Genomic DNA, 15260 nt, shown 5'->3' with positions numbered 1-15260 from the left:
TTAAATCATATTCAAATAATGTGCTTAGAATATCTAAACAACCAATAAAAGTATGTTATTTTTATTTAACAAAAAAGCGCCCGAAGGCGCTTTTTATAAAATAAATGAGGCTTATTTTTTATCGTTATTACCAAACAATGGTCCCATACCGCCACCACCGCCAAACTGTTTTTGCATCCCGCCCAATGAGCGCATCATTTTTGCCATACCCGATGGATTGGCAAATTTCTTCATCATTTTCGCCATTTGCGCATGTTGTTTGATCAGTTTATTGACTTCAACCACATCCATACCACAGCCTGCTGCGATACGCTTTTTACGGCTCGGATTCATTAAGTCTGGATTACGACGTTCTTTGATGGTCATCGATTGAATAATCGCTTCCATCTTTTTCACTTGCTTTTCAGGATTTGCTTGCGCAATCGCATCTTGAATGCCTGAATTGCTCATGCCAGGCAACTTATCCAAGAAGCCCATCATACCGCCCATTTTATTCATTTGTTCAAATTGCATCAGCATGTCTTCAAAGTTGAAGCTCCCACCCTTTTGCAATTTTTTCGCCATTTTTTCGGCTTTTTCTTTGTCGATTTTACGTTCAACTTCTTCGACTAAAGAAAGTACGTCACCCATACCTAAGATACGTTGTGCAACACGCTCAGGATGGAATGGCTCTAAGGCATCGAGTTTTTCACCCATACCTAAAAATTTAATTGGCTTACCAGTAATTGCACGTACCGAAAGCGCCGCACCACCACGTGCATCACCATCGGTTTTGGTGAGGATAACACCCGTTAATGGTAATGCATCATTAAAGGCTTTGGCAGTATTTGCCGCATCCTGACCTGTCATTGCATCAACGACAAATAGGGTTTCGGTTGGGCCAATTGCGGCGTGTAATGCTTTAATTTCATCCATCATGTCATCATCAACATGCAAACGACCTGCCGTATCGACAATCAAAACATCATTAAAGTTAATTTTGGCTTGACCAATTGCACGTTGTGCAATTTTAATCGGATCTTCAGAAGCATCCGATTCAATAAAATCAACACCCACTTCAGCAGCAACTGTTTGCAGTTGCTTGATCGCAGCTGGACGGTAAACATCGGCAGAAACCATCGCCACTTTTTTCTTTTGACGCTCTTTTAAGAAACGTCCAAGTTTTGCAGCTGTCGTGGTTTTACCGGCACCTTGTAAACCTGCGAGAAGAATCACAACAGGAGGTTTTGCAGCTAAGTCTAGACTTTCGTTTGCCTCACCCATCATTTTGGTGAGTTCGTCATACACAATTTTAACGAAAGCTTGACCTGGTGAAAGCTGAGTCATGACTTCTTGACCCAATGCTTCTTCCTTAACTTTCGCAATAAACTCACGAGTTACAGGCAAAGCAACATCGGCTTCAAGAAGTGCCATACGCACTTCACGTAAGGTATCTTTAATATTATCTTCGGTTAGCTGCCCAGAGCCAGTAACATTTCTGAGACTCTGCGTGAGTCGTTCTGTTAAGGTATCAAACATTGCAAAATCCGCTTAAAATAGCTAGTAGCAAAAAAATCTTTCTTAAAATAGAAAATTTATGCTCAAGATGCTATAGGATACTGTAGTTCACATGGAATTTATATCTTATAACATGAATATTCATCATCCTGAAAAAGGTTTGACATGATTAGCCTCCCCTTGGTTTATACGATTTTAGCATTAATTGCCTATACCTCTTCATTTTGGTATTTGTTCATGCACTTAATGGCTAAACGTTCCGCAAACCCATGGTTTATTGGCATCATGTCAGGTTTAGGGCTGATATTACATGCAAGTGTACTGCATAACGACATACTTACACCACTAGGGATTAATTACGACGTCTTTAACTTGATGTCTTTTACCTCGGCGTTAATGTTGGTTCTAAGTATGCTTTATAGTACCTATCGTCCTGTTATTTCACTAAATTTGATTGGCATTCCGGTTGCAGCCTTTGGTCTGATTTTAGGATTTTGTTTTAGTAAACCAGATCAATTTATTGAACAGCATTCTATCGGTTTAGACATCCATATCATTCTGTCTTTATCTGCTTATGCCGTTTTACTCATGGCAACCATACAAGCCGTTTTGATTTGGTTTCAAAACCGCGAACTCAAAAAGAAACAAAAAAAACGTATTTGGGTCAACTTCTTACCATCATATCAAGCCATGGAATCCTTACTTTTTGATATGCTCATTACTGGTTTTGTTTTATTAACTGTCGCTTTATCTTTTGGTTTCTTTACCATTGATGACTTCTTTGCACAGCACCTAGCACATAAGACTGTGTTTAGTATTGTGTCTTGGTTTGTTTACGGTGCGTTGTTAATTGGTCACTATAAGTTTGGCTGGCGTGGTCAGAAAGCCATTCGCTTTACCATGATTGGATTCTTTTTATTGGCAGTTGGCTTTATTGGTTCTAAATTTGTTTTGGAAATGATTTTGCATCGTTGATAAACGCAGCACTGAACAAAAATGGGCAGTATTTTGTATTCTTACTATAAGTATATTAATACAGAAGCAGAAGAAATTGTTTTATATGAGTTAGATCTGGAATATTACTGCCTTAGATCAATTCTGGTGACAGCTTAACTCAGCATCCAATACAAATTTAAACATAGAACAAGCGCATTTTCTCTTAGCTGAAAGAAGTTTTTCTGACGTTTTAGACGAAATTATTCCCATTGAAAATGGTAAGTTTTTAAATTTTTGGAATCAATCGATCTCTAAATATTTAAGTGATTGGATGAATTAACGAACAAATTTTACATTGGGCAAAACATTGAAACCGAGATCTTGTGTTTCTACCCTCAAAGGGTGATCGTTAAATATGGCAAAGGATTTCATAGTTTAGCCAATGAGAAGGATTGTGAATCACATTTAGGTTCTAAAAACATGTATACACAGCAAAAAACTCGACTTTATATAGAGGTTTCGATAATGAAAATTTATGGATCAACTTTTCAATAACACTCCATTTAGCAATGATCTAGAATATATTTGCATCAGTAGACATCTCCTACAAAAATGCGTATAACGCTGTTTTCATCTCATCAGGTAACAATTGTGAAACTTATACTCGCCCCAATGGAAGGCTTAACCGACCCTATCATGCGTGACGTTCTCACACATGTCGGTAGCTTTGACTGGTGCGTGACTGAGTTTATCCGTGTAACGGATTCGGTCTTACCTGACCATGTTTACCATAGCTATTGTCCAGAACTAAACAATCAAGGCAAAACAGCTGCTGGCACACCAGTACATGTTCAGTTTTTAGGAAATAATCCTGAAATGCTCGCAGCCAATGCGGTACGCGCTGCTGAATTAGGTGCTCCTGTAATCGATATGAATTTTGGTTGTCCTGCTAAAACAGTAAACCGTCATAGAGGCGGTTCAGTACTTCTCGATGAGCCTGAGGTTGTACATGAGTTGGTCAAGGCTGTACGTGATGCAGTACCCAAACATATTCCTGTATCTGCAAAAATGCGTTTAGGTTATATGGACCGAAATTTTACCCTTGAAAATGCGCATGCCATTGAAGATGCTGGCGCAGCTTGGGTCACTGTCCATGCTCGGACCAAAGCTGATGGGTACACCCCTCCAGCATTTTGGGATCAGCTACAGCCGATTCGTGAAGCACTCAAGATCAATGTGATTGCCAATGGTGAAATCTGGACCAATGCTGATGCGAAGCAATGCCAACTTGAATCAGGTTGCCAAGATTTGATGATTGGTCGTGGTGCTGTGACTACACCAGATCTCACACAATGTATTCGTAAAAATACAGATGAACCACTTATCACTTGGTCTGAACTATTAAATTTACAAATTCGTTTTTTAAATGGTCCATATAAAAAAGAGCTGAACATGGTCGGCCGTTATAAACAATGGATTGGGATGATGTCTAAGCATTACCCCGAAGCCAAAGCCTTATGGGATGAAATCAAACGGTTGAAAAAAATTGATGAAGTGCTGGAGAAATTGAATCCTGCACATTTTTAAATTGCTTCATCAATCTCTAAAATTGCTTTAATTTCTTCAGGTTGAAATTCTTTTGATAATTCAGAAGTTGGATTCAATACCAATGTTGCCCCCTGAGTCATTTCAAAAAACTGCCGTGTATTTAAAGTGATATATTGGGCATCGACTCCAATATCATTTTGAATGGTTTCTAGCTCTATGAAGAATGGTATTGCTTGATCACCTTCGGGTGTTTCTAGAATACGGAATTGAATTTTTTTATGCTGATCTTGTGTTCCCAAACAATAAATATCCGATGCTAAAAGCAGATCGATAAAATCAGGGATCAATTCGTAGTTTTCTTGGGTGTTAATAAAGAGTTGTTGTAAATTTTGCATGTTGTTGATTGTCTATTTTTGGTGCCATTAATATAGCTTATTCACGGTAGATATGGAATTGATCTGAGTGCTCAATTGGATATCCTTAAGCCTCGAATTTCAAATTTAATAAAACAATGATTTTTCATAATTTTCATCTTAAAAAATTTTAAAGTTCACACTCATTCTTTTATTTACTATATATATATTAAATTGACCAGAATTATTAATTGGATCACAATTCACTTCTAAACTAAATCTTTTATAATTATAGTTATTAACAATTATTTCATCTTTATTCCTGTTAAATTTATAGAAATTATCATAATTACCATCAAATCCAATTAAGCTCAAAATAGATTTAACATTATTCTTATCTAGATCTGAAATTTTATTACAATCATCAAACCTATATTCAATCGTTTTAACACCAAAACCATTTTCCTCAGGACCAATAATTAAAATAGAACTTCCAATTTCAAAAATCAAAGGATTCGCATTGTCATTAAAATTTACTTTATTGTAGTTATATTCACTTATGATTTTTTTATAAAATAAGCCATCAACCAAATTTTTAAATAAAACATTATCTATTCGTTTCCTATCTTGGTGTGCAACGCTATGGTATGGCGTAGACAAGCTTCTAGGCGTACAATCCGCATTAGCGCATGGGTCATTTACTCTATTTTCACTTACCTCCATACTCTCAAAATGAATATCAGATTTATTCTTAGAAACATAAAATACAAGAGAAACAAAAAGTAGTACTAAAAATATTTTTTTCATTCCAACCTTTTTTCGTTATTGACTAATGTATTAATTACTAGCATTTACTTTTGGTACACCATTACTCTTATAAATATAAAAGGCAGTATAGTTATTCGTTTGATCAGTATTAAACTCAAACCAAAGACCTGAAACTTTAATTCTATTGGTGACTAAGAATTCTCCATACTTATGTACTGTATTCTCAATATCTGTTATGTGCTCATGCAATAGTTTTTCGTAAACATCCATTAAATCTTTTTCATTCAATCCTAAAATATTTGTAAAGATCATTGGAACTTCTGGATCCAAATTTATTTTCTTATATCTTCCAGTAACTTCATCATAATCATGACCTAAATAGATAACTATTTTACGTTGAGACTTAAGATTATCTCCAGTTGAATATATTGCAGATGAGATTTCAGGTAGCTCATCACCACGACCAAAAAAGAAGATCTTATTTATACCATATAAATTTGGTCCAATTTCATAACGTTTCTTACTCAAGGGAGCATTTTCCTTATGCTCAATGTATCCTGATTTTAAAATTTCATTTTTAATTTTATAAAAACCAATAGAAATTGCTTCCAATTTAAGCTGATTCACTGGGGCATTTTTACTAAAATCCACTTCTGGGGCGATTAGACGTTCACTATTATTTTTAAAAATATAATAATTTGTATGATCTTCAATACTACTACCAAAGCTATAGGATGTCATAGAAAAACATATCAGGTATACAGTTTTAAATTTAATAATATAATGATTTTTCATAATTTTTATCTGTCATTTTTGTATAGTATACAGTATAAGAAAAACTATTGACTTGACCTTTCCCTACAAACCATTCAGGTTCAGATTCCAAGATAGCTTAAACAGGAAACATATAGAAAACTAATATATTGATGTCTCATATTTTTTATCCGTTTTCTTTGTAAAATAAATAAAAAAATTCAAACTATTATATTTCCTATTTTTAATTTGTTTTCCATCAGCTTCCAAAACAATGTGCATATCATTTACATTCCATTCTTCTACTTCAGGCTCATTTGAATTACTACATTTTAGTTTTTTTATAAAAGTACTAACTTTACTATTCAAATCTACCCCACCCACTTTATCACCACTTACCACATAAATCTGATCTTTAACCATAGATACAATTTCTTCTTCTAATTGCTCACTATAAGAAACATAGTTATCACTACTAAAAAACATATGATTACCCTTTAAATTACTATTAGCTGAAAGACGGGAAATGTAATCAAAATTCTTCTTCACATTATTATTAACAGTACCATCACTAAAACCTACTTCAGGAGAAAGACTATCTAGAACTTTCAATACTAAATATTGACTATTTAACTCAAAATATCTTTTAATAATTTCATTTTGATCATAATTTAAATAAATTTTATTATTTTCAACAAATGATGATATATCTCTAGCTACTCGAACATCATAGCCATTTTCATTTTTTATATTTTCACTATTTTTTAAACTACAATTATCCTTATTTGAGTCAAATGAGCAAGCAGACAGACTTAAAATTACTACTAATAAAATCAAAAATTTCATAATATCTTTATCCATTGTAATCTAAGCTTCTATCGTTACGCATAAGTAACCATTGATGCCTAAATAAAGCTATTTGATTACCTTTATAAAGCGATTTTTTAGGTGGATCTTCATCAGTATCCTCATAATCCATAAAATTATCGGTAAAACCTTTATGAAAACAATATGGTATATCTTTCTCATTTTGAAATACATGGGATAACCCAAAGCTATGAACTATTTCATGGACGACAGTCTCCAATTCAGTTGCTCCATGATGATAAATAACAACTGAGTTCCCCCATACTTTTTCCTATTAGATCCTGCTTCAGGTGCAAAAATAGAACTACCTTTTCTATTAAAAGTTTGACCATTTTTGGTATATTAACATTGTGTATTTGTAAAAAAAACATATGTAACATCATTAGAATCAGAATTTATTAAACCATTAACTTTTGCATATTTCTGAAATAAAAAGATTAAATCGTGCTTAAATTCATCATCTAAAGTATTGCTAATTATACTATTACCTAAACTGTTTTTCGTTTGATTTACATAATATTTATTATAAAATCCTTCCAAGTCCCATTTTTTATTTTTATCCAACATGTCCTTTATATTAAAAATTGTATCTCTTACTATTTTAGGTGTATAAGTGCTTGATTAAAAGATTCATATTTTAAACTATATTCCAATCCTGTACCTGTAGGCCGTTGAACTTTATTTTGATTAAAACTAACATCAACAAAGCATATTTTAGCTATTGGCACTTTATCATTTGGAAATATATACAACTGCCCAACAACCTCTATCGCTGTACTTTTTTTTGCTTTAACTGTAACTAATGCTCCCTTTGTTGTAGCCCCATCACAAATTATTCGGATTGAGCCTTGGTTATCATAATACGACCTTTTATTATTTACTAAATCAACGCTCTGTCGGCTCTTTAAAAAATTTGAAAGTGCTAACTCCAAACGATTACTTTTTTCATTACCAGTTGATGTAGATATTTTTATACATTTTTCATTTGTTTCAAATATTATTTTTGTACCATCATCTTGTAAAGGAATCTCATCATCTCCAGCAACTTGATGAATTTCTAAATAGAGCAATGCTCCATTTTTATTAATTGATGTACTTGCATTTTTATCTTTCACATTTGTGGCAAATATTGCCAAGTATGCTGGTATATATTCCTTTCCCCATGGTGCTATTTTCACCATATTCTCTGTGTATATTTTTTTTAATTTTTGAATCGCTTTATTACTGTCATCAACTAATACAATTTTTCTATTTTCATCAATCTTTTGTATTGGATAAATATATTCATCTCTTAGCCAATCAAAACCGAATTCACCGTTATATCTCTTTGTTGCTCGTCCAAGATTATAAGGTCTCCGAAAATGAACCGTAAACTTCCTTAAACACGTTGCACATGAAGCACCCGCTGTAGGACTTGCACCACCAACACCCATCTTAAATCGCCAAATTAATCAAATTTTTTATAAAAACGTTATGATGAAATTCTTTTCCCAATACATACTCTTTATATGATTGGATATCATTGGAATAATTTTCTTGAAGTGAACCCAATAAATCTTTTTGTTTTAAAAACTCTATTTTTTCTGGATAAATAATTGAAAGATTTTCTTGAAGATTAGAATAGCTAAGACTCTGATTTAACTGCTCAATTGCTTTTAAAACAAATTTAAAATCATGTCCTAAAACTACACTTTTATAGCTTTCCAAAAGTGTATAAAAAGCATCTACATAAGATACTTGCTCCGCAATATTGTTATGCTGCATTTCATTTTGGAGCCAAAGATATTGCGGATCATTTGCATAATCTATTCCCAAATAAACATGGCTCTTCACCATATATTTGAGTGTATAAATTTGATTGATGCCTTTTTCAACATATAGATTGATCAGGCTTTGGACAGGTTCTAATAGCTGATCAAATTGCCCATTCAGTTTAAGGGCTGGGTTTTCTTTTATAATTTCATAGACAAGGTCATATAAAAATTCTTTATTTTGCTCAACATCTAATTCATATATTTTTTCTTGGCTGAGTATGAACATTATGCATTCTCCAATACCATTAATTGATTAGAATCTACATCCTGATAATTTCGAATTGAAATGATCCATTTTGTAATACCCTCAAAAAACTCATCTTCTTGTTGATCTGTCAGTATTTTATGAATTTTTTTAACAATTCTTGGATCAAACCATCTAAATAATTTTTGTGTACCATCAGGAAATTCTACTGTGAGATAGCGTTTCATTTTTTTAACAAACTGAGCCAAATCCAATGAACTGAATACCAGATTTAAAGCCTGTTCGTCTTTCCATGTTTGATGAATAAAGCTAAATCCATCTTCTTCGAGCGCCTCTAAATCAGTGATTAAGACAAGTACAGGGGCAACTTCAAAAGGTGCATTGCCCTCCGTTGTACCTGAAAATAATGAATAAAACTCTAACCTTGCGTCATTTCGCCATGTATTGATAAAGTGCAAAGTTTGATCTGAAACTTGCGCCGCATCCAAGATTAAATACATGTTCAAATCATGTCGATCATCTTCGATACAACTTTTTATATTTTTAAATGGAACAATTTTTCTTTTCATTTTATTTATCAACAAATGCCATTCCAAACTTTGCTGCATCCAACAAACAAGGCTTACAGATATTTTCATAGAATGATGGAAGTGAATAATCGACTTTTGCTCCACCAATAAAACTATGTTGCCCTGCCTTCACTTCGAACTTAGCAGCCGTGGTCACAAATACACCTGAACCATTAATTTTTAATTGAGAGCCACCAGATGTGATAATAATTTCTTTGAGACTCTTGAGCTCAATCATCTCTTCAGTCGAAATAATTTGAATACCTTTACGTGCAATCAAATCCGCACCATCGCCTTGTGCTTGGATCTCAACCTTACCTTTCCCAGCAAAAAGTCTTGCACCTTCTTGTGCCGCAAAAAGACTGATCTTTGATTGTGCATGTGCAACTAAATTCTTTTGCGTACTCAGGTTGATACTGTCACCTGCGGTATAACTGATTTGTTTATCCGCAGAAAGATGTAAGTCTTCATTACTTGCCAATGCGATTGAATTCGGTGCAGCTAAAATAATCAAAGCTTGTTTAAATGCATCCGCTTTGTCTTTTTCACCTTTTTCGATTTGATCAAGAAATTGCTTGAGATTTTCCAATACATCCAGTGGATCAGTTTGCTGATTCTTGGCAACTTCACTTAGGGCCTTGGAATTATTTAGACTACTTTCTAACTGACTTTTCGCGGCCGTTGCATCAAGATGATTACCTGAAGCTGAATCTTGAGCATGGGTACTCAGCAATAGACCCTGTCCGGCACGTACTGCACCCCATTGGTCTGTTCTTAGTTCAAAGCCTTCGCCTCGTCCTTCACTCGTATCCGTTTCTTTAGGATGGCTCAGATTACCGAGATTGAGTTGACTCGCACCGTGACTGCTTTGTAGCTGGCTGCTGATTTGGTCTGTGGTATCGTCAAATCTAAGCTGGCCATAGCCACTGCCTTTAACTTCTCGACTTTTGATCCCTGCTAGTTTTTTGGTATCAGGCAATTGGCCTTTGTCATCAAATTTAGTTGGATTTCGTTGCGCTTCATGGATACGCCCCACCACAAATGGTCGATCGATATTGCCATCAAAGAAATCTATCACGACAATCTCACCAATCCTCGGTAAGAACCGCGCACCATAGCCTTCACCTGCCCACGGGGTCAGTACATCCACCCAAGCGGAATCGGTGTCGTTGTCATTGCTCCCTGCACCACCATCGTGACTGTGATCTTCATTACGGGTAAATAGGAAGCGAACTTTAATACGTCCCCATTCATCGACATGAATTTCCTCTCCACTTGGCCCAACCACTTTGGCACGTTGTGGATGGGTACTTGGACGATGTTGTAGTGGGTGGTATTCAGGAACAGTGGTGATATTACGGCGTTGTAGTACCAATTGATTGGCTTGGCGTTCTGGGTTGTTTGAGTCTACATTTGAATTGACCCAATTGCTCTGTTGGAGCAAGCGATTGATTTGCTCATTCAGTTCTTTGGGTAAGTTGTTCTGGTTATAGAATGTCTTTGACGTAATCAGAAATTCTTTGTCTGAGCCACTGTGTTGGTCTATTTCTGGGTGTTCGTTTAGCTCAAACCAATACCCCACTTGTGCATCGCGTACAGTGGAATTGGCTATAAATTGTTTGGATTGAGCATCGTAATAATGGCTCAGGTTTTGGTTAATCTTTTCAATCTGATTGTTATTTGAAGCGGTTGCTTGATCTTCACCATTCAGGTCTTGAATCCATGCTGGGCTAATATGCCAAGCCTGTTCTAAACCGAGACTGGCATTGTTTTGATTTTGACTGTGTTGGTGTTTGCTTTGGACACTGCCTGCACCTTCTTCTTGCTCTAACACATCTGCTTGCCAGCGTTGTACGTGAACAGCAGTGGGTTGTAAGCTACGTTGCCCGATAAAGCTGGTGATGCTGTCTTGTTGTTCTGTGGCACTGCTACGATGGAAACGAATTTTTCTTCGTTCTAGCGCTTTGTATTCGCTGTTGTCATCCACTAAACGCAGTTTTTGTGGTTGAATTTGAGTCGCAGAACTAGGCACAATCAATTGCGCCTCATCAATCAGCCAGTTGATCCCTTCACTGCGCATCAAGCGGGTTAAAAATGCATAGTCACTTTCGTTACTCTGCATAATGAATGGGCGGATATCGTAATCTTTTTTCAGTCCACTTTTATCAAGGCTTAGACTCGATGCAAAGAGTGGGCTTTTATCTTGCCATTCTTTAAACAGCGTTTCTATCACTTGCACAACCGACTTGTTCATAAACACTCGGCTATTACGGCGTTTATGCCACAGTGAAGTGGCATCTTCGAGTTTGAGTTTATATAGCGTGAGTGCGCCATCACTTTGCCCTTGTGCGGCTTCAGTAATCACCCCTGTACTACGAAACAGTTGTCCATGATCTGTGACTTGGTCAATCGCCACTTGGCTACCGATAAATTGTTTAAGTGGAATCACAGCCGAAGTGGCAAGGCAAATCAGTTCAATAGACACACCTTGGTTTAGACCATGTTGTCCATCGATGCGTTGTAAGAAGACTTGAGCAGTCAAATCAGGATTGCTAAATTGGATATGCAAGGCTCGTTTTTGTGCGTTTAGTCCAAGCTGATCCAATATTTTATAAATGCTATTTACTAAGCTGTTCATTTTAATAATTTATTCATTTTAATTGCCTCTATTATAAATTAATTCTAAAATTTTTCTATTTAAAAAAACAATTTCTTTACTAAAAATACTTAAATTCAAATAGATTTTTTGATTAATTGTTGAAAAATTAAATAAATAATCTTACTAAAATTGCAGTTTAAATATTCACATATTTCTAATAAATCAACATTATTTATTTCCACAAACACCTAAAATCAAGTTCAAAATAATCTTGTTTATATGCTTGATTTCAATTTTAATCTCAGCCTGCTTGTTATGTCTGATATGTATTCATATGCTGATCAATCCATGTTGTGTTTATATACATACGCCTCATTTAATTTATGTCTTTTATAGCAATGCCAACTTTACTACTGCTTTATGTTATAAAATAGCTACACATTTCATTCTTTTAGGAATTTTCCTATGAACGATGTTAAGTCTCCCAGAAAACCGTTGTGGAAATCTAAAGCCGTGATTTTCGCAACAATCTTTAGCTGTCTATTCCTTGTATTCTTCTATATGGCTGTAACCAATGAACCAGATTATATGCCGAGTCAGCAAAATAAGCAGATAGCGACGCCTCAGACTGAGCATACCGGTACAGCACCTCCACATGACACGCAGCAAATGTCGAATGATGAAATGAAAAACATGCCACACAACTCAGCTCAGCCAGAACATGCAAACTAAACAATCTATGATCAATGATTCACGTAATGCGCTTGTCGTAGAAGGTGGTGGTATGCGTGGGGCTTTTACCTGCGGTGTACTTGATGCTTTCCTACAACAAAATTTTAACCCTTTTGATCTTTTTGTTGGGGTGTCTTCTGGTTCAACAAACCTCGCCAATTACCTTGCTCGACAACAAGGTCGCAATATCGAACTCTATTTAGACCACTCACTTCGACCTGAATTTATTCGTTATGCTCGCTTTTTTAAAGGTGGGGATTTACTGGATATGCAGTGGATGTGGAATATTGTCGAGAAAGAGAATCCTCTAGATCAACAGGCATTATTTAGTCAAAATCCTGACTTTTATATGGTTTTGACTCATGCTCGTACAGGTTATCCTGAATATTTACGTGCTGGGAAAGACAATATTATTGATGGCTTACGTGCTTCTAGTTCTATTCCCTATCTAACACGACAGGCTGTAGAAATCTTTGGAGAGCCTTATTTTGATGGTGGTGTCGCAGATGCCCTCCCTGTTCAATGGGCAGCGCAACAAGCAAATATTCAAAATCTCTTGGTGATTCGTACGCGTACACAAAATTACTTTAAAGCGAGCAGTAAAGCAGATCAATTCTTTGCAAAATATTTGCTTAATCAACATACTGGCTTTGCAGATAGTCTGAAAAACCGTTGTACTCGTTATAACCAAACAGTCGATTTTATCCGCCAAAATACTCAACAAAGAATTTTGGAAATCTGCCCACCTGACAATAAAAAGTTAGCAGGCCGTTTATGTAAAGATAAACGCAAATTGCAATATACCTATGAAGTTGGCTTAGAAAGCGGACAAAAAGCTATAGAAGACTGGAGCAACACACACAAAGGCTAAAAGCGAAGTTCCCCACAAATTAGTTTTTTAGCTTGTATTGCGTGACATATCTTTCTTGTGGAAAAGCATCCTGAGTGATGCTTTCTACTTGTACAACTTGCCCTTTGACTAAACTGATCAAAGGTGGCTGTTCAATCGTAATCCGCATGCGTTGATTGACCAGTGATTGACATCCACTGTCAGCTCTTCCATTCTTTTCAGCTTTTAATATTTTGATATACATCGTCAATTTACTTTTTTCAAACTCACCTTGTGGCCCATTGATTGCCATCGTCATGGTTGAGGTTTCTTCTAAGACTTTAACCGTTAAGAGACATTTATTGAGATAAGATGCCCAGGTCAAATTGGGCACAATAAGACCCATCATCAAAAAAATACCGAGTATTGCACTTTTCATTTACTGATCCTTTTTCCAAAACTTCCATGACTTTTCAGGGCAAGTATAAAGTTTGTCAGAAATAGGGATTTGATCATTGGTTTTGAGATCAAATACTTGAAATTGGCATTGGTTATTTTGATATTTACCTAAAATTTCATAATCGTGTCCAGCCTGTGGTCTGAACGAAGCAACAGCATCCACACATTGATCAAAAACTTGTGCTTTTGTCCGAGATGAATCAGTCGCTCCAAATACAAAACCATATAAATTCACAGGTTGGTCTGCATTTAAAATAAACTCTTTATAAGAAATCAGTTGGTAAGTTCGCATAGCATTGCTTTCAGCTTCTTTCTGAATCGCACTACGAGGCATCCCTTCTTCGATATTAAAGGTGATTCTGGCATACGCTTTTAGCGCAGATAATGCACCATTTCCACTTAAGTAATCCCGTATCCCAGCTTTTCTTCCTGCACAATCAAATGAATGTTGAATTAAAGTTTTTGTCGCACCCTTTCGATAGACCCGAATCCGTGACTGTGTCGCTGGATCATAAGTTTTTGGCTTTGTTTCTACCTGCAACTCATAGGCTAACGGTTGTTGTTTATCTGTTTCGGCTTGTGCAAATACACTGAATTGAGATACAACTCCAAATAAAAATAAAACCTGAAACTTTACCATGCCGTGCTTATATAATCTTTTCATTTTATTTTTAAAATACTAAGTATGTCTTGAAAAGACTTTACACGATGATCGGCCTGTGTCGATGTTTCTTTTTGTTGAGGATCAAATAAGATCGTTTTCATACCCAACGCTTTTGCACCGCGAATGTCTGCTATCTCATGATCGCCAACAAAAACGCAGTGCTGAGGAATAACACCGAGCTGCTGACATGCCAATTGGAAAATTTCTGGATGAGGCTTTCGCAGTCCAACAGCTTCTGACACAATCACACTCGAAAAATACTCACTTAAACCTAAGGCTTTGAAATTATCTTCCTGAAAAGGTGTCTTTCCATTAGAAATTAATCCAAGAGAAAAATTTGCCTTAAATAAGCTATAAATAACCAGATCAACATCGCTAAAGCTTCGACAAAATTTATTAAAGTCTAGAATATAATTCTCTAATAGCGCTTGTGTTGAATAGTTAGATATTTGAAACTCTTGAATAAGTTGAGCATACACCTGATCTTTCCATACAGAACCATTGTTATCCAGCTCCATAAAGCGCCGAATAAATTGTGGTTTCTGTTGTATCTCAACCAGCTCAAAGAAATTTACCTGCCAATTTAAAAAAGCCTTTAGGGAAGAGGTGCGATCAAGTAAGGTTTGATCTAAATCAAAAAGTATAACTTGAATCATCTCACCATCCT

General features: G+C 35.6%; 17 protein-coding genes. 4 read left to right on the top strand and 13 right to left on the bottom strand.

The window, feature by feature from the left end:
* Nucleotides 1-111: 111 nt before the first annotated feature.
* On the bottom strand, nt 112-1518 hold the full coding sequence (gene ffh, locus ACG9ZL_RS15310; protein WP_004817818.1) for a signal recognition particle protein: 1407 nt from the start codon (nt 1516-1518) through the stop codon (nt 112-114).
* Between the two features lie 144 nt (nt 1519-1662).
* Between ffh and ACG9ZL_RS15305 the strand changes: the two genes are divergently transcribed.
* Nucleotides 1663-2472, top strand: a complete 810-nt coding sequence (locus ACG9ZL_RS15305; RefSeq protein ID WP_336954330.1) for a cytochrome C assembly family protein — start codon at nt 1663-1665, stop codon at nt 2470-2472.
* Between the two features lie 612 nt (nt 2473-3084).
* A complete protein-coding gene (locus ACG9ZL_RS15300; protein WP_419360653.1) occupies nt 3085-4020 on the top strand; it encodes a tRNA dihydrouridine synthase in 936 nt (311 codons plus the stop codon).
* Here the strand turns inward: ACG9ZL_RS15300 and ACG9ZL_RS15295 are convergent.
* From ACG9ZL_RS15295 to ACG9ZL_RS15255, 9 genes are all read right to left on the bottom strand, one after another.
* Nucleotides 4017-4376 (bottom strand): SseB family protein, encoded by a 360-nt coding sequence (locus ACG9ZL_RS15295; RefSeq protein WP_224964275.1) that lies wholly within the window; start codon nt 4374-4376, stop codon nt 4017-4019. The two genes, ACG9ZL_RS15300 and ACG9ZL_RS15295, sit on opposite strands and share 4 nt — an antisense overlap.
* A 138-nt stretch (nt 4377-4514) precedes the next feature.
* Nucleotides 4515-5141: a hypothetical protein gene (locus ACG9ZL_RS15290; RefSeq protein WP_419360650.1), complete on the bottom strand. Its 627-nt coding sequence runs from the start codon at nt 5139-5141 to the stop codon at nt 4515-4517.
* A 30-nt stretch (nt 5142-5171) separates the two neighbouring features.
* A complete protein-coding gene (locus tag ACG9ZL_RS15285) occupies nt 5172-5843 on the bottom strand; it encodes a hypothetical protein (protein ID WP_419360648.1) in 672 nt (223 codons plus the stop codon).
* 174 nt (nt 5844-6017) lie between these two features.
* Nucleotides 6018-6701 (bottom strand): hypothetical protein, encoded by a 684-nt coding sequence (locus ACG9ZL_RS15280; RefSeq protein ID WP_419360684.1) that lies wholly within the window; start codon nt 6699-6701, stop codon nt 6018-6020.
* A gap of 7 nt (nt 6702-6708) precedes the next feature.
* The gene (locus tag ACG9ZL_RS15275) at nt 6709-6942 is read right to left on the bottom strand and encodes a hypothetical protein (RefSeq protein WP_419360646.1); all 234 of its coding nucleotides are present in this window, start codon (nt 6940-6942) and stop codon (nt 6709-6711) included.
* A 376-nt stretch (nt 6943-7318) separates the two neighbouring features.
* A complete protein-coding gene (locus ACG9ZL_RS15270) occupies nt 7319-8155 on the bottom strand; it encodes a hypothetical protein (RefSeq protein ID WP_419360644.1) in 837 nt (278 codons plus the stop codon).
* Between the two features lies 1 nt (nt 8156).
* Nucleotides 8157-8762: a hypothetical protein gene (locus ACG9ZL_RS15265; RefSeq protein WP_419360642.1), complete on the bottom strand. Its 606-nt coding sequence runs from the start codon at nt 8760-8762 to the stop codon at nt 8157-8159.
* Nucleotides 8762-9310, bottom strand: a complete 549-nt coding sequence (locus ACG9ZL_RS15260; RefSeq protein ID WP_419328365.1) for a DUF4123 domain-containing protein — start codon at nt 9308-9310, stop codon at nt 8762-8764. Before ACG9ZL_RS15260 ends, ACG9ZL_RS15265 begins: the two co-directional genes overlap by 1 nt.
* A 1-nt stretch (nt 9311) precedes the next feature.
* Nucleotides 9312-11948, bottom strand: coding sequence for a type VI secretion system Vgr family protein (locus ACG9ZL_RS15255; protein ID WP_419360640.1), 2637 nt, complete (start codon nt 11946-11948; stop codon nt 9312-9314).
* 426 nt (nt 11949-12374) lie between these two features.
* Between ACG9ZL_RS15255 and ACG9ZL_RS15250 the strand changes: the two genes are divergently transcribed.
* A complete protein-coding gene (locus ACG9ZL_RS15250) occupies nt 12375-12641 on the top strand; it encodes a hypothetical protein (protein ID WP_419360638.1) in 267 nt (88 codons plus the stop codon).
* 7 nt (nt 12642-12648) lie between these two features.
* Entirely contained in the window at nt 12649-13512 is an 864-nt protein-coding gene (locus ACG9ZL_RS15245) for a patatin-like phospholipase family protein (protein ID WP_419360683.1), read from the top strand.
* A gap of 19 nt (nt 13513-13531) precedes the next feature.
* On the opposite strand, the gene ACG9ZL_RS15240 is transcribed toward ACG9ZL_RS15245, so the two are convergent.
* From ACG9ZL_RS15240 to ACG9ZL_RS15230, 3 genes are read right to left on the bottom strand one after another with little or no spacing between them, the layout of a single operon-like run.
* The gene (locus tag ACG9ZL_RS15240; RefSeq protein ID WP_336954320.1) at nt 13532-13909 is read right to left on the bottom strand and encodes a hypothetical protein; all 378 of its coding nucleotides are present in this window, start codon (nt 13907-13909) and stop codon (nt 13532-13534) included.
* Entirely contained in the window at nt 13910-14593 is a 684-nt protein-coding gene (locus tag ACG9ZL_RS15235) for a hypothetical protein (protein WP_336954319.1), read from the bottom strand.
* A complete protein-coding gene (locus ACG9ZL_RS15230) occupies nt 14590-15249 on the bottom strand; it encodes an HAD family hydrolase (RefSeq protein ID WP_419360636.1) in 660 nt (219 codons plus the stop codon). The genes ACG9ZL_RS15235 and ACG9ZL_RS15230 overlap by 4 nt, the downstream gene beginning before the upstream one ends.
* Between the last annotated feature and the right edge of the window lie 11 nt (nt 15250-15260).

The sequence above is a fragment of the Acinetobacter legionensis genome, from assembly GCF_048551735.1.
Lineage (GTDB): Bacteria > Pseudomonadota > Gammaproteobacteria > Pseudomonadales > Moraxellaceae > Acinetobacter.
Note: the sequence above shows the minus strand (reverse complement) of the source record. Positions and strands in the feature narration are given on the sequence as shown.

Coding starts and splice junctions, on each gene's coding strand:
- ffh (WP_004817818.1), bottom strand. CDS start 1,518: ATGTTTGATACCTTAACAGAACGACTCACGCAGAGTCTCAGAAATGTT.
- ACG9ZL_RS15305 (WP_336954330.1), top strand. CDS start 1,663: ATGATTAGCCTCCCCTTGGTTTATACGATTTTAGCATTAATTGCCTAT.
- ACG9ZL_RS15295 (WP_224964275.1), bottom strand. CDS start 4,376: ATGCAAAATTTACAACAACTCTTTATTAACACCCAAGAAAACTACGAA.
- ACG9ZL_RS15290 (WP_419360650.1), bottom strand. CDS start 5,141: ATGAAAAAAATATTTTTAGTACTACTTTTTGTTTCTCTTGTATTTTAT.
- ACG9ZL_RS15285 (WP_419360648.1), bottom strand. CDS start 5,843: ATGACATCCTATAGCTTTGGTAGTAGTATTGAAGATCATACAAATTAT.
- ACG9ZL_RS15280 (WP_419360684.1), bottom strand. CDS start 6,701: ATGAAATTTTTGATTTTATTAGTAGTAATTTTAAGTCTGTCTGCTTGC.
- ACG9ZL_RS15270 (WP_419360644.1), bottom strand. CDS start 8,155: ATGGGTGTTGGTGGTGCAAGTCCTACAGCGGGTGCTTCATGTGCAACG.
- ACG9ZL_RS15265 (WP_419360642.1), bottom strand. CDS start 8,762: ATGTTCATACTCAGCCAAGAAAAAATATATGAATTAGATGTTGAGCAA.
- ACG9ZL_RS15260 (WP_419328365.1), bottom strand. CDS start 9,310: ATGAAAAGAAAAATTGTTCCATTTAAAAATATAAAAAGTTGTATCGAA.
- ACG9ZL_RS15255 (WP_419360640.1), bottom strand. CDS start 11,948: ATGAACAGCTTAGTAAATAGCATTTATAAAATATTGGATCAGCTTGGA.
- ACG9ZL_RS15250 (WP_419360638.1), top strand. CDS start 12,375: ATGAACGATGTTAAGTCTCCCAGAAAACCGTTGTGGAAATCTAAAGCC.
- ACG9ZL_RS15245 (WP_419360683.1), top strand. CDS start 12,649: ATGATCAATGATTCACGTAATGCGCTTGTCGTAGAAGGTGGTGGTATG.
- ACG9ZL_RS15240 (WP_336954320.1), bottom strand. CDS start 13,909: ATGAAAAGTGCAATACTCGGTATTTTTTTGATGATGGGTCTTATTGTG.
- ACG9ZL_RS15235 (WP_336954319.1), bottom strand. CDS start 14,593: ATGAAAAGATTATATAAGCACGGCATGGTAAAGTTTCAGGTTTTATTT.
- ACG9ZL_RS15230 (WP_419360636.1), bottom strand. CDS start 15,249: ATGATTCAAGTTATACTTTTTGATTTAGATCAAACCTTACTTGATCGC.